Origin of the sequence: Peribacillus sp. YIM B13481, assembly GCF_042787985.1 — a bacterium.
Classification (GTDB): domain Bacteria; phylum Bacillota; class Bacilli; order Bacillales; family DSM-1321; genus Peribacillus; species Peribacillus simplex_A.
In genome coordinates, this window is the sequence record NZ_JBHZPE010000053.1 from 1 (window position 1) to 21,047 (window position 21,047).

16 protein-coding genes and 4 pseudogenes are annotated in these 21,047 nt (G+C 37.1%); 11 read left to right on the forward strand and 9 right to left on the reverse strand.

What is annotated here, in order from left to right; translation table 11 throughout:
* Positions 1–75: 75 nt before the first annotated feature.
* Positions 76–343 (forward strand): annotated as a pseudogene (locus ACFX4X_RS21405) (cupin domain-containing protein); the annotation flags it as partial.
* A 585-nt stretch (positions 344–928) separates the two neighbouring features.
* Here the strand turns inward: ACFX4X_RS21405 and ACFX4X_RS21410 are convergent.
* From ACFX4X_RS21410 to ACFX4X_RS21425, 4 genes are all read right to left on the reverse strand, one after another.
* Positions 929–1,765 (reverse strand): alpha/beta fold hydrolase, encoded by an 837-nt coding sequence (locus tag ACFX4X_RS21410; protein WP_377386228.1) that lies wholly within the window; start codon positions 1,763–1,765, stop codon positions 929–931.
* Between the two features lie 339 nt (positions 1,766–2,104).
* Positions 2,105–2,710, reverse strand: coding sequence for an alpha/beta hydrolase (locus ACFX4X_RS21415; protein WP_377386231.1), 606 nt, complete (start codon positions 2,708–2,710; stop codon positions 2,105–2,107).
* A complete protein-coding gene (locus tag ACFX4X_RS21420) occupies positions 2,707–3,654 on the reverse strand; it encodes a ring-cleaving dioxygenase (RefSeq protein WP_375166238.1) in 948 nt (315 codons plus the stop codon). Before ACFX4X_RS21420 ends, ACFX4X_RS21415 begins: the two co-directional genes overlap by 4 nt.
* A gap of 105 nt (positions 3,655–3,759) precedes the next feature.
* On the reverse strand, positions 3,760–4,701 hold the full coding sequence (locus ACFX4X_RS21425; RefSeq protein ID WP_377386234.1) for a ring-cleaving dioxygenase: 942 nt from the start codon (positions 4,699–4,701) through the stop codon (positions 3,760–3,762).
* Between the two features lie 707 nt (positions 4,702–5,408).
* Here ACFX4X_RS21425 and ACFX4X_RS21430 point away from each other — a divergent pair.
* From ACFX4X_RS21430 to ACFX4X_RS21455, 6 genes are all read left to right on the forward strand, one after another.
* Positions 5,409–5,969, forward strand: coding sequence for an NADPH-dependent FMN reductase (locus ACFX4X_RS21430; protein WP_284471171.1), 561 nt, complete (start codon positions 5,409–5,411; stop codon positions 5,967–5,969).
* A 185-nt stretch (positions 5,970–6,154) separates the two neighbouring features.
* Entirely contained in the window at positions 6,155–6,799 is a 645-nt protein-coding gene (gene ycaC, locus ACFX4X_RS21435; protein WP_284471172.1) for an isochorismate family cysteine hydrolase YcaC, read from the forward strand.
* Between the two features lie 212 nt (positions 6,800–7,011).
* On the forward strand, positions 7,012–7,656 hold the full coding sequence (locus ACFX4X_RS21440) for a hydrolase (protein ID WP_317778982.1): 645 nt from the start codon (positions 7,012–7,014) through the stop codon (positions 7,654–7,656).
* Positions 7,653–8,246 carry an antibiotic biosynthesis monooxygenase gene (locus ACFX4X_RS21445; protein ID WP_377386239.1) on the forward strand — a complete coding sequence of 198 codons (594 nt, stop codon included), beginning with the start codon at positions 7,653–7,655 and terminating at the stop codon, positions 8,244–8,246. Before ACFX4X_RS21440 ends, ACFX4X_RS21445 begins: the two co-directional genes overlap by 4 nt.
* Positions 8,247–8,259: 13 nt before the next feature.
* A complete protein-coding gene (locus ACFX4X_RS21450) occupies positions 8,260–10,092 on the forward strand; it encodes an amidohydrolase (RefSeq protein ID WP_377386242.1) in 1,833 nt (610 codons plus the stop codon).
* A gap of 453 nt (positions 10,093–10,545) precedes the next feature.
* Positions 10,546–10,800 carry a hypothetical protein gene (locus ACFX4X_RS21455; protein WP_377386245.1) on the forward strand — a complete coding sequence of 85 codons (255 nt, stop codon included), beginning with the start codon at positions 10,546–10,548 and terminating at the stop codon, positions 10,798–10,800.
* A 140-nt stretch (positions 10,801–10,940) separates the two neighbouring features.
* Here the strand turns inward: ACFX4X_RS21455 and ACFX4X_RS21460 are convergent, their stop codons facing one another.
* Together ACFX4X_RS21460 and ACFX4X_RS21465 are read right to left on the reverse strand one after the other, a co-directional pair.
* The gene (locus tag ACFX4X_RS21460) at positions 10,941–11,147 is read right to left on the reverse strand and encodes a hypothetical protein (protein WP_377386248.1); all 207 of its coding nucleotides are present in this window, start codon (positions 11,145–11,147) and stop codon (positions 10,941–10,943) included.
* A gap of 389 nt (positions 11,148–11,536) precedes the next feature.
* Entirely contained in the window at positions 11,537–11,896 is a 360-nt protein-coding gene (locus ACFX4X_RS21465; protein ID WP_377386250.1) for a hypothetical protein, read from the reverse strand.
* Positions 11,897–12,275: 379 nt separating this feature from the next.
* Here ACFX4X_RS21465 and ACFX4X_RS21470 point away from each other — a divergent pair, with 379 nt between their 5' ends.
* On the forward strand, positions 12,276–12,419 hold the full coding sequence (locus ACFX4X_RS21470) for a hypothetical protein (protein WP_176432034.1): 144 nt from the start codon (positions 12,276–12,278) through the stop codon (positions 12,417–12,419).
* 498 nt (positions 12,420–12,917) lie between these two features.
* Positions 12,918–13,106, forward strand: a pseudogene (locus ACFX4X_RS21475) (transposase); the annotation flags it as partial.
* Positions 13,107–13,497: 391 nt separating this feature from the next.
* Here ACFX4X_RS21475 and ppsA read toward each other — a convergent pair.
* Both ppsA and ACFX4X_RS21485 read right to left on the reverse strand, forming a co-directional pair.
* The gene (gene ppsA, locus ACFX4X_RS21480) at positions 13,498–16,113 is read right to left on the reverse strand and encodes a phosphoenolpyruvate synthase (protein WP_377386252.1); all 2,616 of its coding nucleotides are present in this window, start codon (positions 16,111–16,113) and stop codon (positions 13,498–13,500) included.
* Positions 16,114–16,774: 661 nt separating this feature from the next.
* Positions 16,775–17,074: pseudogene (locus ACFX4X_RS21485) on the reverse strand (transposase); the annotation flags it as partial.
* A 24-nt stretch (positions 17,075–17,098) separates the two neighbouring features.
* Here ACFX4X_RS21485 and ACFX4X_RS21490 point away from each other — a divergent pair.
* Positions 17,099–18,444: pseudogene (locus ACFX4X_RS21490) on the forward strand (IS3 family transposase).
* 415 nt (positions 18,445–18,859) lie between these two features.
* Here ACFX4X_RS21490 and ACFX4X_RS21495 read toward each other — a convergent pair.
* The gene (locus tag ACFX4X_RS21495) at positions 18,860–19,099 is read right to left on the reverse strand and encodes a hypothetical protein (RefSeq protein WP_377386254.1); all 240 of its coding nucleotides are present in this window, start codon (positions 19,097–19,099) and stop codon (positions 18,860–18,862) included.
* Between the two features lie 261 nt (positions 19,100–19,360).
* Here ACFX4X_RS21495 and ACFX4X_RS21500 point away from each other — a divergent pair, with 261 nt between their 5' ends.
* Positions 19,361–19,987: a hypothetical protein gene (locus tag ACFX4X_RS21500; protein ID WP_377386277.1), complete on the forward strand. Its 627-nt coding sequence runs from the start codon at positions 19,361–19,363 to the stop codon at positions 19,985–19,987.
* The last annotated feature ends 1,060 nt before the right edge of the window (positions 19,988–21,047 follow it).

Sequence of the window (21,047 nt, forward strand, 5' to 3'; positions counted from 1 at the left end):
CCAAGACGGACACATCCTCTCAAAAATCATTGTAAGGACTTAACTAAAATGTGTCCATGAAACTATACTAACTCCAATGTAACCTTTGCTCCAGGAGCTCGCAATTGCTGGCATTCACACAAAGTTGGGCAAGTTTTATTAGTTACTGTTTGAGAAGGTTGGTATCAGGAAGAAGGAAAATCAGCTCAATTACTTAAAACGAGTTATGTGGTGAATATTCCGCGATGTGAAACATTGGCATGGTGCCACAAAAGACAGTTGGATTGTACACTTAGCAATGGCACCGGGTGAAACGGATTGGTTAGAACCCGTAACTGATGAGGAATATAATAATCTAAAATAACACAACGAAAAAAAGCTGGATGACTAGCAGACGGACTGTCATTCAGCTTTTGCTTTAAAAAGTGTAACAAAATTGAATTATTTTAATTAATTATACACTTAACTTTATCTTATAAAGGGAATCAATCTACAGAGAAAGGGCACAAAGGGAAACTAAAGTTATCCTTTAGCATATGAAAGCTAAAAATTAAACTTCCAAAAAATTAGCGTGGGTATAATGTCATAAGGTTGGCAGGCCCCGGGTCCTACCAACAAAACGCGAATTTACAACGTTTAGGATATTCCAGTTTCATATGTTTATTATCGGTACTGAAAAAGGATCTTCAAACGGGACTGTTGACAAACTAAAGAATTTAATAACCGGATACAAAATATAGTAAACAAAAAAAAGATAAACACTACATTCAGTAGATGTTCATCTTTCTTTATTTAAAGGGGTATTTGTCAACAGCTCCAAACGAAGATCCTTTTGTGCTGTTTTTTCAACTAAAGTGCATACGGATAACGAGTTCTTCAACACCTGATTCATACGATATTATTAACAAAGAATGCTTTTTCTCATTTAAGTAAAACTATCATTACTTTATTAGTCTTTTAAAAATGTTAGTAACGCTTCATTAAATTCTTTTGGATGAGTTGCGTGTAATCCATGCGGTCCACCCTTTATTAGAGCGAGTTTACTACCAGGAATGGAATCATATGTACGTTTTCCACTTAACTCAAAAGGTACAGTTGCATCAGAGTCACCGTGAATAATAAGAGTAGGAATATTGATCTTTTCCAAGTCCTTTCTAAAATCTGTCTTACTAAAGGCCGTTATACAATCGAGCGTTCCCTTAGGAGAGGCACTAGCTGCAATATCCCGATTATATAAACGGAATGGCTCACTAACTAAATCTGTTTGATTACCAGCCGCGAAAAATCCCTTTGTAAATTTGTCAAGAAATGCAAGGCGGTCATTTATCACGCCACTTTTGAATTCTTCAATTGTTGTATCATCTAATGCTCCTTCAGGATGATCCTCTGATTTGTATAAATAAGGAGGAACTGCTCCAGCAAAAACAGCCTTTTCAATACGATCTGTTCCATACGAACTAATGTACCGAGCTACCTCACCTCCACCCATAGAAAAACCAACAAGTGTGACATTTTGAAGATTTAAATGTTCCAACAGTTTATGTAAATCAGAAGCAAGTGTATCATATTCATATCCTTCCCACGGCTGAGATGATTTTCCAAATCCTCGGCGATCATATGTTATGACTCTGTAACCTGCTTCAATAAGAGCTGGCACCTGATATTCCCAAGAGCGTCCACTTAAAGGCCAACCATGTATTAAGACAATGGGTTTCCCTGAACCCTGATCCTCATAATAAAGTTCAATTGGAGCATGATTTTCATTACCTACAGTAAATTTTGCCATATAAAATTCCTCCCATGAAGTTTCTTTATTAACCCTATATTCTTGCTTAGCTGATCAAAAAAACTCTTTATCCAAAACATTTAAAATACTTTTTTTACAAAATGTTTATAGGATTATTATATTCCCAACTATTAAAATTGCAAAATTATGAAAAAATATATTAGATAACAATTTATTTGTTTAAACCAAGGTGTGTAAATCATTGAAAAAAATTAAAACTGCAAAATCGAATAAGAGATTTCTAAGCAACTCCAATTGGGGTATCTCCAATTAAGGGAATTAGGAATCACAGCCGTTCCTAAAATATCAAGGCTTATTTGTCGATTTCACTTGCAAATTTTAAAAGACCCTGCGATACCAGTAAGCCGCAGCTTCAACTTCATCAACAGTCAATTGATGCCCACTATTTTCCCAATGAACTTCAATTTTTGCATTAGCCTTTTCAAATAAGAATTGAAGTTCAGTAGATTCCATCGGCGAACATATAGGATCATTTTTACCAGCAGCAATAAAGACTGATTTTCCTGACAAATCAGGAAGAACAATTCCTTTTCTCGGTACCATCGGGTGATGGAGAATGGCTCCCTTTAATGCATTTTGATAGTGAAATAATAAACTAGCAGCTATATTCGCTCCATTTGAGTATCCAATAGCTATCATGTTGTCTCGATCAAAATTATACTTTGCAGCAGACTCATCAAGAAACTCATTTAATTCTTTTGTACGGAAAATCAGATCTTCCTCATCGAATACACCTTCAGCTAATCTCCGGAAGAATCGAGGCATTCCATTTTCCAATACATTTCCGCGGACACTTAGCACTGATGCCCCGTCATCAATTCTTCCCGCTAAAGGTAATAAATCTAATTCATTTCCGCCAGTACCATGCAGTAATAATAACGTTGGTTTCGTTGAATCTTTACCCTTATTAAATATATGTTTCATGATTGATTTCCCTCCAGAACGCGAACTTCCACAGTAGGTAAGGCTTCTTCTAATTCTTCTCGTTTTGGCTCCAGCCAAGATGGTAACATCAGTTTATTACCAAGCTCAGCGACAGCTTCATCAACGGAAAAGCCTGGCGGATCGGTCGCTATTTCAAAAAGGATACCACCTTGTTCATGGAAATACACAGCATTGAAGTAGTTTCGATCACGAATCTCAGTCGGATAATACTCCTTATCTTGAAGAAGTGTTCTCCATCTCAAAAGATCTTGGTCATCCTTTGCCCTCCATGCGATATGGTGAACAGTTCCGGCCCCTTTTAACCCGCGAACCGAAGGAGTTAGCTTAATATCAATTGTATTTCCAAACTGACCATCCGATTTAAACCTAAGGAAGCTCGCTTCTTGCCCAAGACATTCGAGCCCTAATACGTTTTCAAGCACATCCGCAGTTTTATTAGGTTGAGTTGAAATTAATATAGCTCCACCAAACCCTTTAATTGCGACCTCTGAATCGACTTCTCCAAAACTCCAATTATTTTTTGGGCCTTCATTACGTTCCACTAATTCAATTTCGAGACCATCCGGATCTTGAAATTGTAAATATTTTTCTCCAAAACGTAGGGATTGAATAAACCTAATTCTAAATTTTTTCAAACGATTTTCCCAAAATTTAATGGATTGATTTGGGATGATAAAACTGGTTACTCCAACCTGTCCTGTGCCAATTCGACCTTTTAACTGGTTTGACCACGGAAAAAAAGTTATAACAGACCCAGGTTGACCAGTTTCATTTCCAAAATAAAGATGATAGACCTCTGGACGATCAAAGTTTATCGTCTTTTTTACAAGTCTTAACCCCAGTATGCCAGCATAAAAATCAATACTTCTTTGGGCATCGTTCACCATTGCTGTAATATGATGGATCCCTGTTGTTTTTTGCAACCTCACCATTCCCATTCTTTTCATTACTTTGATTAAGAAATTAATTAAGTCTCGCTATGGAAAAAATCTCACCTAATTTTGCATAATTTGTACCAGCTAACCAGCTCACAACTTTAATTCTCTTACCTCAAATGGTAAAATACTTTGTTTAATCTGCTCTCTAAACTGTTCATACTGCTCTGGCAACATTAATTTTTCTCCCATCGTCGCTTCAGATTCATCGTGAGAAAATCCAGGAGGATCTGTTGCAATCTCAAAGAGAATTTCCCCGTGTTCTTTAAAGTAAATCGCATTAAAATAGTTTCGATCTCGTACAGGAGTTACCTCATATCCGTTTTCCTCAACATATTTTTGCCATTCCAATTGGTCTTGATCATCCTTTGCCCGCCATGCAATGTGATGTACGGTTCCAGCCCCCATTGTCCCGCGTCCAATTGGCGTTAATTTTAAGTCAATGACATTGCCAATTTCTGCTGAAGAACGGTAACGTGCAAAGCCGCCTTCCTTGCCGATTAATTCTAGTCCCAATATGTTTTCTAACAATACAGCCGTTTTGTCAGGATAGGCCGATAATAAAGTAGCACCGCCAAAGCCTTTAATAGCTACCTCAGGTGTTACCCCGCCAAAGGTCCATGTATTTACTTCGCCTTCTTCCCTTTCAACAATTTCCAAGTGTAGCCCATGTGGGTCATCAAATTCCAAGTATTCCTCGCTAAAGCGCTCCCTTACAGTAAAAGGAATATTGAAGGATTCCAGTCTTTTTTTCCAGAACTTTACAGCTCCTTTTGGAACAACATAAGATGTAACGCCTACTTGACCATCACCAATTTTCCCTTGACTAGCTCCTGCCCATGGAAAAAATGTCATGATTGTTCCTGGTTTTCCACCCTCATTACCAAAATAAAGATGGTAGGTACCTGGGTCATCAAAATTGACAGTTTTTTTCACTAAACGTAAACCTAATACACCTGCATAGAAATCAACATTCTCTTGAGGATGACCAACAATTGCAGTAATGTGGTGAATACCCATCGTTTTTTTACTCATTTTATTTTCACTCCCATTTTTATTCCGGTTAGACACTAACCTTAAAAAAGCATCGCCAATTTGTCGATAATTGTATATACGACTTTAAGGGTGTTTTTTCCTTTATGCGAAGTTTTTTATTGTCTATAAATATTTGATCTTTAATTTTATTAAAAAAAGAATCTTGAAAATTATTCACTATATCCATTATTAAGTTTGGTTAAATAAAGGGGCATCGCCCAACATTTTCGATATCAAAGTGATATTGATGATATATGATTTCCAATGATTCATATGAAATAGTTCAGAAGGAGAAAATAGTTATAGTTAAGGTTGTCATTATTGAAGTTTCACCAGGAAGCTATATTGAATTTGCGATTACTATTTGAAATAGCAAGAAGATTCACCTTTATTCAATCAGAGAAGCAGATAGATATTTATGGTGACTTTCTTTTCTTCCATTTCTGCACTCCCTCCAATTTTTTTATAGTTACTAGTATGCTGGAAATATAAAGTGATTGGAAAATAAAATAATATAGATATAGTCTATTTGCCATAGCTGCAAACACTAGCCAATAATAAGAAAACTAATGAGAAATCCTTACATCCTAGATTTTTTGTAATAAACACTTCATTAAATTAAACAGTTTGAGATTAGGCATAAAGCCACTTTTTTAATTTTGCCATATCATGGTACGATGAGGTGATTTTAACAGAGGAGGAAATTTATGTCTAAGACCATTGGCCTTATTTGTGGTAGTTTACGAAAAAACTCTTATAATCGAATCATTGCTCAATCATTAACTGAGATGGATGATTCCCATCAATTTCGTTGGATCGAGATAAATAATCTACCTTTTTTTAATGAAGACTTAGAAATAAGTGTTCCAGAAACAGTGACATCATTTAAATCTGCTATCCAGGACGTTGACGGTATCATTATTGTAAGTCCAGAGTACAATTCTGGAATTCCAGGCGTATTAAAGAATGCATTGGACTGGGCATCAAGACCTCGGGAATCCGCTGTTCTTAGCAGAAAACCGGTTGGCCTAATTGGAGCAACTCCTGGGGGGTTAGGTACTGTTTATGCTCAGATGCAAATCAGAGAAATACTAGAAACTATGCAAGTTCATGTTCTTCCATTTCAAAAAGTGCTGATTTCTCAAGTACATGAAAAGATTGATTCCGATCAGAAAGTGCTTACTGACGAAAAGACAAAACGTTATCTTCAGCGTTATTTACAACAATTTATAAATTGGATAGATAAAACTCCTGCTTTAGATAAATAGAAGCATTAAAAAAAAACATCTAATTGGTTTTTTATGACATGTAATGAAATTATTGACTTGTCTTAAGTTTATAGATAAACTAATATTAACAATCAGTTTAGTTATAAATCGATTGTAACAAACGAAGGAATTTATTATAGTATTTAAACTTTCTTCGATTACTTAATTTTTAGGAGGAATACATAATGTCTGATCTCTATTCTCGTATTTCCAAAGATGATGCTGTCGTTCTTTTAGTGGATCATCAAACTGGCCTTATGGCTGGACTAGTTCGTGACTATGGTGTTGATGAATTTAAGAACAATGTTTTGGCTCTTGCTCACACTGCTAAGTTTTTTGATTTACCAGTTATTTTAACAACAAGCTTTGAAAACGGACCTAATGGACCACTAATGCAAGAATTGGTTGATCTTTTTCCTAACGAGCCCAAAATAGCTCGTCCTGGACAAATTAACGCATGGGATAATGATGATTTTGTAAATGCAATCAAAAAAACTGGAAAGAAACAACTTATTATCGCGGGCGTAGTTACGGATGTTTGCGTTGCTTTCCCGGCACTTTCCGCTATAAAGGCTGGGTATGAAGTATTTGCTGTTACTGATGCTTCAGGAACTTTCAGTAAACAAGTTGCAGAAGCTGCCAATACGCGTATGGCACATAGTGGCGTGCAACTTATGAACTGGTTTAGCGTAGCATGCGAACTACAACGCGATTGGCGCAACGATGTCGAAGGTTTTGGCAATTTGCTTGCTAGTAATCTTCCAGGCTATCAAAATGTAATTGGAAGCTATATGGGAGCTCAGCGAGATCTTAGTAAACAAAATGCATAAATTTATTCCTAAGAAATAGCTATAAATCACTTTTTTTAAAAGTGGATAGCATAAAAGTAGCGCTGATTTAATCAGCGCTACTTTTTAAATAAGAAGTATAGCAAGGCTTTTATTTTTACGATTACAGCTGAAACTAATAATTGCCTTTAAAAAATATTAAAATTGTTTCAAAAAACTTTATTTGAAAAAATTTTAAAAAGGAGTGTTTTATTATGAGTAATTTAGAATTGTTAACTCCGGAGAACAGTGCATTAATTTTGATCGATTTTCAGCCTCAAATGACTTTTGGAGTTGCAAGCATTGACAGGCAAACATTAATGAATAACGTTATGCTGCTTGCTAAATCAGCAAAAGCTTTTAACGTACCTACTATACTTACTACAGTTGAAACACAAAGCTTTTCTGGTTATTTTTGGCCACAAATTCTTGACATATTTCCAAACCATGAAATTATAGAACGTAGTTCAATGAACTCTTGGGAAGATTCAAAATTTGTTGAGGCAGTTAAAGCAACAGGTAGAAAAAAATTGATATTTGCAGCACTTTGGACTGAAGTGTGCCTTGCATTCCCTGTGCTTGAAGCAATTAAAGCTGGCTTTGAAGTTTATGCAGTTGATGATGCTTCAGGTGGTACTAGTTTGACAGCACATAACGCTGCTATGCGTCGTGTAGAACAAGCTGGGGCAATTCCAGTGACAGCAATTCAAGTTTTACTTGAATACCAACGTGACTGGGCACGCAAAGACACTTATGATGCTGTTATGGATATTGTAAAAGAACACACTGGCGCTTATGGTCAAGGTGTGGAATACGCATATACTATGGTACATGGCGCGCCTCCAAGCAGGAAAATATGAATCAAGAAAGAGTAACTGTCGGAGAAACTCATACAGGGAACACTATGGATGCTGGTGGTCCAGTAACAACGATTGTTACATGGGAAATTCAAGAAGGTAGAGAAAAACAGTTTGAAACGTGGAGACATGAAATCGAAGCTGCCGCTACTAAATTTCCAGGGCATTTAGGCGTAAATCTAATAGTCCCCAATAACGGATCCAGAGAGTATACTGTTGTTTTTCGCTTTGATACGTATGAGCATCTTCGTGCTTGGCAAGAATCAGATATTCGTCGAGATTTGTTAAAAAAGGCAGAACTATTTCAAGCTACTAATCCAACGTACAAAACTGAAAGCAGTTTGGCTTATTGGTTTGTTACTCCGAAAATGCCAGTTCCACCGCCAAAATGGAAAATGTCCATTGTTACCGTTCTTGGTGTATGGCCTCTTAGCATGTTGGTTCCTAAAGTGGTAGGACCTATTATAAAAAATATGATTCCTATTATGTCAGCTTTTTTTGTTTCAGTATGTATAGTGTCCTTGCTATCATGGGTAGTAATGCCGATTCTCGGTAAAATATTTCATCTATGGTTACAGAATAATAGGAAGTAGACGAGGTGTGAACATGAATTTACCGGATATGATCTTATATAACGGAAAAATCACTACCCTTGACCCATCTCAACCTGAGGTATCGGCTATCGCCATAACTGATGGTTTAATCACTGCAGTAGGTGGAGATGAGCTTCTTGATAGTGCCACAGAAAATACCAAAAAAATAGACCTTAAAAGAAAGAGAGCTATTCCGGGCTTGAATGACTCTCATATACACGTTATTCGTGGCGGTCTTCATTATAATATGGAATTGCGCTGGGAAGGTGTGCCATCACTTGCTATTGCTCTGGAAATGCTTAGAGAGCAGGCAAGGCGTACACCTGCTCCCCAGTGGGTAAGAGTAGTTGGAGGTTGGTCTGAATTTCAATTTAAAGAAAGACGGATGCCAACTTTGGAAGAGATTAATGCTGTTTCTGAAGACACACCTGTCTTTGTGCTACATCTTTATGATAGAGCACTTGTAAATCGTGCAGGGTTGCGTGCACTGGGATACACAAAAGATACCCCAGATCCTCCGGGCTGTTTAATTCAGCGAGATAAACGAGGTAATCCAACGGGTCTTTTAATTGCCAATCCTAACGCTTCTATTCTATATTCAAGTTTGGGTAGAGCTCCAGTACTTAATATTGACGATCAGATTAACTCTACTCGCCATTTTATGCGCGAATTAAATAGATTAGGTATCACAAGTGCCATTGACGCAGGTGGCGGATTCCAAAATTATCCTGATGATTACAAAGTTGTTGAACATTTAGCCGAGAAGGATCAATTAACTTTACGTATTGCTTATAATCTATTTACGCAAAATCCAGATCATGAATATGAAGACTTTGCTTCATGGGCAAAAATTGTTTCTCCGGGTCAAGGAAATGATAAGTATAAAATGAATGGTGCTGGAGAAATGTTAGTATTCTCGGCAGCCGATTTTGAAAAATTTCAAATGCCGCAGCCCGACCTAGCTACGGTGATGGAAGCTGACTTAAAGAAAGTAATTTCTCTATTGGTGGAAAACCGTTGGCCATTCCGTTTACATGCAACTTATGACGAATCAATAACACGTTTCTTAAATGTTTTTGAGGAAGTCAACAGAGAAATTCCATTTAATGGTCTACGCTGGTGGTTTGACCATGCAGAAACAATCTCAGATCGTAGTATGGAACGTGTTAAGGCTTTAAATGGCGGTATTGCCATCCAAGACCGCATGGCTTTCCAAGGTGAATACTTTGTTGATTTATACGGAAAGGAAGCTGCAAAGCATACTCCTCCGATTTATCGTATGCTAGACCTGGGTATACCTGTTGGCGCCGGTAGTGATGCAACCAGGGTTTCCAGCTATAACCCTTGGGTTGCTCTTTACTGGATGGTTGCAGGAAAAACCATTGGTGGTCTTTCGATATACGATGAAAAGAATAAACTTGACAGAAAAGTAGCTCTGGAACTATATTCCAAAGGAAGTGCATGGTTCTCCGGTGATGAAGATAAAAAGGGTACACTTGCAGTAGGTCAGTTTGCTGATATTGCTGTATTGTCTTCTGACTACTTTACTGTGCCAGAAGAAGAAATCAAAGACCTTGAATCATTACTCACCATTATGGGTGGGCAGGTTGTTTATGGAAATGATGAATTTAAAAATTTATCACCTGAATTGCCGCCAGCATCACCTGATTGGTCACCGACGGGAGTTTATGGTTATGGTGGTGCTAACCTAGCCGACAATATACTTTCTCACGATGCCCATGATCACAAACATAGTTGCAGTAACCCTCTCCATCAACACACTCATACCGTAATAGGAAATGATGGAACTAAATGGGGTATCGGTTGTACTTGCTTTGCTTTCTAATAAGGGTTTGGGCCGAGGTAGGACCCAAATAGTAATGGTATTGAGATCATAATGGTAATATGGGTTCTGGTACAAATAATATGTAGATACGATATAGCAGTGTATTTCTAACGGAATCTATTGACTTGATTTGTTTTTTGACAGACTTCTCTCCTTGCAAAGTCTGTCCTTTTTATATCCGCTATATTAATCGCCTATTTTATACCAAGGGATGCAAATAAGAAACCTAAAGGGTCTGTTTTCTCTTATTTTATTAAAATTGGAGTAATATTCAATAAAAAAGACTTACCTATTTACTATATTATTTCAACAGTGCTCTTTATTTCACTAGCTGGCTATTATACAACCCTAGTAAGTTATCTAAGTGGTCCTAATTTTGGATTAACCTCTGGCAAATATTATTGATTCGAGCTGTTGGTATCATTGGAATGTTAGTTAGTTACAGGTATTGCCTTGACCCTTCCTACCATCATTTCATTAATTGGACAACTAGCTGGATCTTCTCGTGGTATAGCTGTTTCGTTTCATATGTTTATGGCTTTCGTAGGTGCCTCTATCGGACCAATTGTATCAATTGCATTGGTCAAAAGTGGCTGTCATTTGATTACCTTTGCATCGTTGGCCGGAATACTACTTCTAAGTCTCATTATTCCGTTATTCATCCGCATTGAAAAAGGAAATAGAGAAAAAGCAACTCAGATATCCTAAGGGAATGAGATAAGGTTAATATACCGATGTTTGTATGAAATCACACTATATTTAGTATATTTTTAACTTAAAAGGTGGGTTGATGGTTCCCTCATATCCAATTATATGTAATGGAACATCATATGTATCATTTTGAATATCTATTGAATTTTTTTCAATTCTATTAAATGTGAATAATTGACTATCACATGTTTTTCTATAACTTCAAGAATGGTTCTACCAAGATACCCCAGAAAAGCTAATCCCATAATGGAAGGTGGCTTGTTTTGAGGAATTGTTTCCAGTATGTTTTTTTCTTCAGTAGCATTACTAGACGAAATTAGAATTACTCGGTCACGAATAGACATCAAAAGAGAACCTCCCTTTTTACCCATTATATACGAACGAACGCTCTTTAACCCCTCACCAAATAAGGAGAGAGCCTTATTTGAACTTTACCCGCAACTCATGAAGTTTCTGAGCTACTTATTCAGATTGGCAGCTGCAATTGCCGCATACGAATGGATTCAACAGATTAAAAGGGGAATTTGCTTTTAGTGGTGATTTTAAAGTTGTTTATAATGGAGACATTGATATTACGGAGTTAGTGAAGACGGTTAACCCCGTAATTCCTGATGATTTACCTTTTTAATAAAAATTAAGCCCCACTTTAAAGATAAGGGCTTTAAAATTAGAAGTATCTGTACAATTCCATATTCGCTCTCTCATATTTGCTCTTAGCCACTAACTTCTTTTCTCAATAAGGGTAGTATGAATATGGGGATAGGTATGGAGCATATCCTGGATATCCATAGCCATCATATCCATAGCCATCATACCCATAGCCACCATATCCATAGCCACCATAATATGGCCCTGCAAGCAACGCTCCTGCAGCAAGCCCTCCTAGAAAAGGAAAGCCAAAACCAAATGGCCTTCCAAATCCAAACGGTCTTCCAAATCCAAACGGTCTTCCAAATCCAAATGGTCTTCCAAATCCAAATGGTCTCCCAAAACCTCCAAAGTGCCCTCCACCAAAACCTCCAAAGTGCCCTCCACCAAAACCAATTCTTCTTAAATCATTTACATTTATATCATCATTTATTAAACCATACATTTTTAGTAATTCCCCCTCAATTCTTTATTTGATTTAGCTTATGTAAACTCCCAAGAGAAGGTTCTTTTTGTTTACAATGAGAAATTATTTAAATACAGGATTGAGGAAGAGATGTAACAAGTTGTTGAGATTATACTTATAAAGGGGATAATAATATATTTCCAACCCATGAAATTTTATGAAAAACGAGGAGATTTCTATGGAGAAAGGATACCTAAATGAGCAGCAACTACAATATACGAATTGTTTGAGTGCCTTTTTAGATATCTAAGGATTTAGTAATTTAGTTGCAAAAAGCAAAGAAGATCCAAATATTTTGAAGACCTTCTAAAAGCTTTAAAAACTATTGAAAACTTTGTTGCTCAAAACGAGGGGAAAAATGAAAGCGAAGGTAATGTATCATTTGGATCACGCTTTATCAAAGCATATCAATTTGAAAAAAGAAGCCATTTACCCAAGAATCATTATAGATCCTGCTCTTTTAGATGGAAGTTCAGACCCTACCCATACGGAGAACCATTGATCTTGATATTTGAAGGGCAGCTGATCTTCAGCATGAAAAATAAGTTCACATTAAGCTATTGGCATAGAGCTCGTACGAAGCAATTGATAGCTAGCCGGTTTTTTACCGCGATGGTGTCTAACAATTGGGGTGCAGTTCATTATTGTGGTCTTTTTTAGTGCACCCCTATGGAACTTATAAACCAAAAGACCCGCCATTCGAATCCTGGGTCAGTTCAGAATGAACTTGACTGTTTTTTTATGTTTAATTTCGGTATCAATCCTTTTGACTAATTGTAGGTTTTTAATTTTCAATTGACGATTTTCAAGTGCTGACCTGACAAAACGTCCCAAGAATCTGCATAAATTTATTGTTGAATTTCCTTTACTACCTTTTTTAAACCAGCTATTCCCATCGCTAGGGTTGTATTCGGATGATTGAACATAGATATCATCGTTTCTGCTTGCAATCCTATATTGAACTAAAACTCCATTTTCTTCATCGTCAATTAATTCAGTAAAACCTATATATGCGAAACGTAAAGAAACGATTGAGCGTGTATTCGCAGATGCAAAAGAAAAGCATGGTATGCGTTGGACAACTTTAAGGGGACTTAAAAAATTGTCGATGCAGGCGATGCTTACTTTCGCTGCCATTAATTTAAAGAAGATGGCCAATTGGACATGGCGAGGTCCAAAAATGGCCTAACATAGTGGGCTCGTAGAGCCCCAATCTCCTAACTTTAGGCGAAAATTCAAAGGGAATTTCAAAAGGGGTTCAGAATTTTTTAATTCCGAACCCCTTTTGTCTACAAACTGAGACCACCTATTGTGGTCTTCCTTTATGCCCTATGGAACTAACACTCCATTTAGTTTAAATTATAGCGTTCACAAAATTATATATAAAAAGCCGATCTCCACATTTGGAAAATCGGCCATATTGATGTTTTGAGTGGCGTTGGATCGGTAACTATCATTTGTAAGTATGCACCACCGATAAAGGTTGGCTTCAACTTTTGGTCCCAATGGTAAGATTGTAAGTCACCGCTCTGGTAACCACTGGTGCGGTGCTACTGATTAAATCTGGAAGTATTCACTACTTATATTATTTCGATATACCCTTCTGTTCCATGCACGCGAATTCGTTGCCCGTCTCTTATTATCTTGGTGGCATTTTCCACCCCTACAACCGCTGGTAAGCCATATTCACGTGCGATAACTGCTCCATGGGTCATCAGTCCACCAACTTCGGTGACTAAGCCCTTTATGGATACAAACAATGGTGTCCAGCTAGGGTCAGTAAAGGAGGTGACCAATATATCTCCCTCTTCTAGATCAACATCTTCCATGTTTAAGATGACACGCGCACGTCCCTCAATAACTCCGGAAGAAACAGGTAGACCTACAATAGCTTCGGCTGGGAGATTTTCTCGTTTGTACTCACCTACAATGATTTCACCATCAGACGTGATAACACGTGGTGGAGTTAGTTTTTCATAGAATTTGTACTCTTCTTTTCGTTTGCTGATGATCTGGTAATCCAATTTATTTGTGCGTATGACTTCATGAAGTTCTTCAAAAGTGAGGTAGTATATATCTTCTTTTTCACGAATGACTTTGGCTTGTACGAGCTTTTCGGCTTCTTTCATCAAAGCCTGCTTATAAACGAAGTAGCGATTAACCATGCCGTATTTTGGATATTCTCGATAACCGATGAAATTCCGGATTAGGCTGATCATTCGTTTGGTCTCTTCGGCTTTTCGTTTACCATCCGGTAGTTGTTTCAATCGATCTAATAACTCTTGTTCTTTTTTCAAAGCTTCCTGTTGCCCTTGCTCAAATTTCTGATTGCTGGCATTAGGCTCAAAGTTTTTGATATTACCAAGAATCACAGGGACAAGTGTAGTTGGTTTTTCGCTCCAACGAGTTTTAGTAATATCGATTTCTCCGGTACATCGCATTCCGTATTTGCTGAGATAATCATGGATAGCGTCTTGGGTTTCCTGTCCACCATCAAACTTAACCAGTTCATCCAAAAAGTTATCATCTTTTACATGTTGTAAATAATCAATTACTTCTGGATATGGACGAATCACATCTGCGACATCCAATAGCGCCAGACCCATTTCCGAAGTAATATTGTTTGGTACAGACTGAGAAAGCGTATCTGCTGCGTTTTTTTCACCTAACCACTCGTTCATTTTTTCATTGATCCATGATGAAGCATCCATAGCAGCCATAAACACAGCTGAACTTTGTGGGTCAAATAAAATCTTCTTTAATATATGGATATCTTCCAGAATAAAATCAAATAAATCTGATCCTGATTTCGTTTGGATGTTTTGTTTTAACTCTTCTATCGATGTTTGACTGCTCTTAATCAAATCAGAAACGATGGTCGGGTCGTTTTCGATTTGTCCCCTAGAATCCGTAGACGACACACCTTTATTGCTTTTACCGGAACTCTGTTCTTGCCTATCATTTGGTAAAGATTTTATGAAATCTCCTCGCTCTATTATGGTAATGAGTGCGTCTTTCATGAGCGGATCGTGTTGTCCCATGCCATCTAATAACATTTTTCTGCTGCCAGGTGAAGCCAGCATATGTGTGATATCAACAAACAACCTTCCACCAGCTTTACGCATGGGTGCATTAGTCGTTAACAGGAAAAAAGACAATCCCAGTGGATTCATGGGATCGGTCATCATTTGTTGGTGACCGACAGATACGTAAACGTGATTTTCTTGATCATTCGCTTCAGGGATCGGGTATAAAGTAGTGATTGGCCGACTCTGGACAATATAAAATGTATCATCAACCAAACCCCATTCGATATCTTGCGGGCAACCAAAATAAGCTTCGATCTGTCTTCCGGTGCGTGCTAGTTGTAAAATTTGTTGTTCAGTAAGTGTTTGAGTCTTTTGCTGATCGGGATCGATCTGCTGGGTCTCCGTTCCGCCTTCTTTTAGTCCATAGATGGCCAATTTTTTGGTTGCTATCATCTTATCGACGATTTCATCTTCCTGTACTTTATAACAATCGGCAGATACCAAGCCAGAGACCAGTGCTTCCCCAAGTCCAAAACTGGCATCGATCGATAGCAGCTTTCGGTTAGAAGTAATCGGATCAGCGGTAAATAAAATCCCTGAAGCCTGTGGGAAAACCATCATTTGAACGATAACGGATAAATAAACTTGACTGTGGTCAAATCCATTTTGCATACGGTAGATTACCGCACGATCCGTAAACAGGGAAGCCCAACATTTGCTGATATGCTGCAAGATTGATTCTTCGCCGATAATATTTAAATAGGTGTCTTGTTGACCAGCAAAAGAGGCATTTGGTAAATCCTCAGCAGTCGCACTAGAACGCACTGCATAAGCATGTTCCTCGCCAAACTGGGAGAGATAGTGAATAACTGCTTTCACAACATCGGAAGGGATTTCTACTTCCATAATGATTTGTCGAATCCTCCTGCTGATTTCCCCAATTTGTTCTCGATCTTCTACTTTTAACATTGTGAGTCGATCCAACAAAGCATGATACGTTTCGTTTTGTTCGATGGCTTCTTGATATCCCACTGTTGTAACACAAAATCCTTCTGGTACTTGTATCCCTTCAATTTTTGACAATTCCCCTAAATTTAACCCCTTTCCCCCAACGAGCAAATGCTGTGTTTTTTCTATTTCCTGAAAACCGAGAGCCAAAGAACTCATTCTACATCTCTCCTAACCATTAATGTTCTATTGATTTTACCAGTAGTAAATTGGAATAAATAGTCTATATTGTCCATTTTTTATATGCTATAATTAAAATAGGAAGAGTACAAAAAAATACCATACAGTAAACTGATGCACCCGTTCATCCCCTCGAAAGCAGCTCATATACCTATTAACCCACAATATGATTTAAAATCAACTTTTTTCCATTTAATCTGTTTATTTTCACAAAAACACCTTATATTAATATGAGATTTCAGCTCTTATTAAACTCCCTCAGTTTGATGCAAATATCTCTCGAATGCTCACTTATTCTCAGGATTTCATACCTCTTATAATTGGACTTACAGGTAAATGAAATGAGTTCAGATCAGTTAGGCTTCGTGAAGGCATAGTTAAATAAAGAAGTCAGTTTTCACTCCACATTTGACCACATGATGCACATCTCCACGCCGTCCCTGAGGCTTTCCCTCTCATTCCTTCGTCATGCCTATCCAAGGGGTGGAGGCCAGTTATGCTAACCTGATGGGTCACAGTGCCCTTTTGTTCAAGAAACCTGATACTCCGTATATATTTGAAATCCTACGAATAAGACAACATTCAAAATTAAAGTTAACTATTTTAAAATGATACATTCTATATAACTAATGTTTTATTTCTATGCTGCTAAAGGGATTGATACTTGGACCTTATTTGGACAATAAGACTCGTTCCGTCGTGCTATTCCTACAAAAATCCTTGCTAGTTTACCTATCAGTTTCATGATTGACTTCATTTTCTTTATCTTCTATACCTTTACATTATGGGAATGGACGGCTTTAAACTCAGGGTTATTCATCACAAGACTCATAGTTGCTAAGTAGAGGAAGCGCCGTAGTCTTGACCTTCCACGCTTTGAAATGACAATCTGACCTTTCCATTTGCCCGAACTTGCTTCAGCTAGATGTAATCCCGCATGCTAACATTTACGGGGTGTTTTTTTATGGCTAATTTTACTGCCGAAAAAAAATATTTATTACGCGTCTTTACCTAGAAGGCAAGCACAGCTATATGGAGCTTCAAAGAATTATTTGAAGTTTCGTATCAAATGATTCAAGGATGGGTTCGTTTATATCAAATTCAAGGAGCCGATGGATTTAAGAAATCCTATACAAGTTATTCTGCGGAGTTTAAAATAGATGTACTTAATTATATGAATGAAACGGGTATATCTTCTTACAACGCAGCCGCAATGTTTACTATTTCTTCTCCAGCGTTAATTCGGACGTGGAGAAAAAATTTTAATGCATATGGATTAGATGCCCTAATTTCTAAGAAAAAGGGGCGACCATCCATGAAAAAAGGAATCAATCCATCCAAACAAGTTGAAGGTTCGGTTGAAGCGCTTGAAGAACGAATTAAACAACTGGAAATGGAGAATGCGTATTTAAAAAAGTTGAATACTTTAGTTCAAATGCAGGAAAAATTACAAATAAAATCAAAGCGCAAGTAATTTATGAACTAAAGTCCATTTATGAGATCGTGGCATTAATCAAAGTCGCTGATATCCACGTAGCACGTCCTATTATTGGGAAAAACGCTTGAATCGAGAAGATAAGTATTCGAAGGTAAAAGCCACTATTCAGTCTATCTATCATGAACATAAAGGACGTTACGGGTATCGTCGTATCACAAAAGAGTTAAAAAAATATGGATTTTCTCACAATCCAAAGACAATCAACTGCATCATGAACGATATGGGCTTAAAATGTTTAGTCCGAATGAAAAAGTCGTTCTTATAAGGGGCATGTTGGTCGAATTGCCCCCCATATTTTACAACGAGATTTTCAAGCAGAGAAAATGAATCAAAAATGGGTAACGGACGTAACAGAATTTCATTTATTTGGGGAGAAACGTTACTTATCCCCTATCCTTGATTTATGTAATGGTGAAATGATTGCCTACAAAGTGATGAAACGGCCCGTTTATAAACTTGTTGGAGATATGTTAGATGAGGCGATTAAACACCTAAAACCAGAAGATACGGTCATCCTCCATTCCGATCAAGGCTGGCATTATCAAATGAAGAAGTATCAAAAAACGTTAAAAGATTCCCACATTATACAAAGCATGTCCCGCAAGGGGAATTGTTTAGATAACGCAGTCATGGAAAACTTCTTTGGCTTGTTAAAATCTGAATTGCTTTATCTCCAAGAGTTTGAAAGTATGGAGCACTTTGAAAAGGAATTAGATGATTATATTCATTACTATAACCACAAACGAATGAAGGGAAAATTAAAAGACCTGAGTCCGATAGAATACCGAACTCAGGTCTTAGAAGCTGCTTAAACTATATGTCTAACTTTATTGGGTCAGATCGAGTTTGTCTACAGTCTTACCAATTCGATCATGTTACGTTTTAAATTTGCCATTTCAAAACATCCCTTCATTTTTTAAGTTAGTCTTTGATAAACATTAATGTTGTTTTTGAACAAATAAAAAAAACACTTATTATTGTGGACTTCTTTAGTGCACACAATGGAACTAAAGCACCCAGTATGAAGAAGGTTTTTATCCTTTCCCTTAATTTCCCAATTTCTTCAATCGTTAATTTCGGATAACTCTATAGGTCAAAGCTTTCTGAGTCTACAGCAGAATTGATTTGTAAAACAGCAAACCGCCTATATTTAGTAGAGATAAGCTCTTTAAAAACTAATATACATAAACTATGAAGAATAAATAAAAAAGAAGGTGAATTTAATGCCTAATGGACAATCACATTCCTCATTTGTACCTTGGGAGCAGTGGCATCAGCACCATCCTCACAATACTTGGGAACAGTGGCATCAACAACATCCTTACGTACCTTGGCAGCAGTGGCATCAGCACTATCCTCATGGTACTTGGCAACAGTGGCACCAACAACATCCTTACGTACCATGGCAACAGTGGCATCAGCACCATCCTCATGGTTCTTGGCAACAGTGGCACCAAATGTATCCAAATAGAGCGTGATAAATTAGGTGAAATCTCGAGGTGAATCAAAACAAAAGGGAAAAAGAAAGAACCAAAAGATAAAATACTAGCCTTAAAGGCTAAATGGTTGCCATCAAGGCAACTATGTCCAAGCTAACTTATTCCTTTTCTATATAGAATAAAAAAAGGAGATGAGAAAGTGAGTAAAAATAAGGATAGCTCTTCACGCAAGGATGAAGTGAAAGTGAGCAAAAAAAAGGATAGCTCTTCACGCAAGGATGAAGTGAAAGTGAGCAAAAATGAGCATAGCTCTTTACGCAAAGATGAAGCAAAAATAGGATCGGCACACCAAGAATGTATTGACCGTGCTTATCGTATTCCCATATTTTTAAGTACGACAACTCATTTAAATGATAACCAACAACAGTTTCTAAACCGTCTAATTTTTGAGATTGAGAATGCTTTGCTTTTTCCACGTACATTACCTTTAAGCGAAAGCTATCCCGAATCCATTTTAACCGATATTCGTCGGTTAGTTTCATCAAGCTATGGAATGTTGGCAGTAAACTTCCGTCGTTTTCAAATTAAGGCAGTTGGCGTCAATGAGGGACCCCTTCCACCATCCACTCCGTTCTGGGAAGGATCAGTTTATTCACAAGTAGAACCTTCAATGGCTTTTCAATTTGGTCTACCCTTATTATTAGTAAGGGAAGAAGATACTGACGCAAATAATGGAATTTGGGCAGGAGGAATTGCCCCACTCAACCTATTTATAGTTTGGCATTCTGAAACTCAAACTGTAGATCAATTCTTTAACACTCCTGAATGGAGATCAGCCTTTGCAAATTGGAGTGCACAAGTAAGAAATGCTTTTTATATTCAGACAGAGCCTAAGTTCAAGTACAGTTGTGAATGATAAACTGGTACTTTTGCATAAAGTCGAAAATATACAAGGTTTTGTTCACCTTTATATATTTTCGACTTATTCACATAAAAACAAATATTTTCATCTGGTTACCAATTACAAAATTGAACCCAAAAACAAAAAGATTTACTTCATTAAAAAACAGCCTGTATTGAAAGTAATTCACCAGTTGAAAGAAGTGTCAAGGACAGTGAATATTCAGGCAGGTGTTCAGTAGGGACTGGTAAAGACGGGAAAATCGTTGAAGCTCTTCAGTTAGCTTAGAAGATGACATAACATATCACCCTACCGAAGATAATGACTTTAATCCTCAATTTAGTGGTCAACGAGCATATGGGAACCGATATTAAAGACGATAAAATTGTTATCCTTACACTTTCCGGTAGTGAAAACCTCACTGCTAAGATGACAGCCAATGGATATTAGAGGATAGCAATCAAGTATTTCAAAGTTTGTTTGAAAATGCAGACGTAGAAGAAGCTGCTCTATTTTGGCAACTCCCTATTACGGATTCAATAGGAAACACATCAGATAAAAAATGTCTAAAAATTACACTAACTCGAAATTCATTTGAAGATATAAACTGGGAAGATTTCGATTATCATAATTATGAGTTTGTTACAGATGATTATATTGAAATGGTCCAGTTTCCAAAATAGTATTAACTCCTTCAAAATATATCTCAGAATGTAGGAATAAAACTATGAACATTATAATAAAAGTTTACTTACATACCAAAGAAACTAATTTCTTAAAGAGTTGAAGTTTCTCAATTCTAAATTCAGATTTCAAGAAAGATCCTGATTGGACATCCACAGTTGCTGTATATGTGTATGGATACAGCAGATTAATAGGGAAATGGGTTCTAGTATGGATTTCCGTATAAAACCAAGTGATTTTTAACGAAGACAATGACATTACTGAGTTGGTTAAGAAGGTAGACCTAATTAAAACAAAAAACAGACCCCTCTCACACGAGAAGGGCTTTGAGCTTAAAAAGTATCCTAGAGGATTAACACCATAATATGATAGTATCCATTCAATTCCTTTT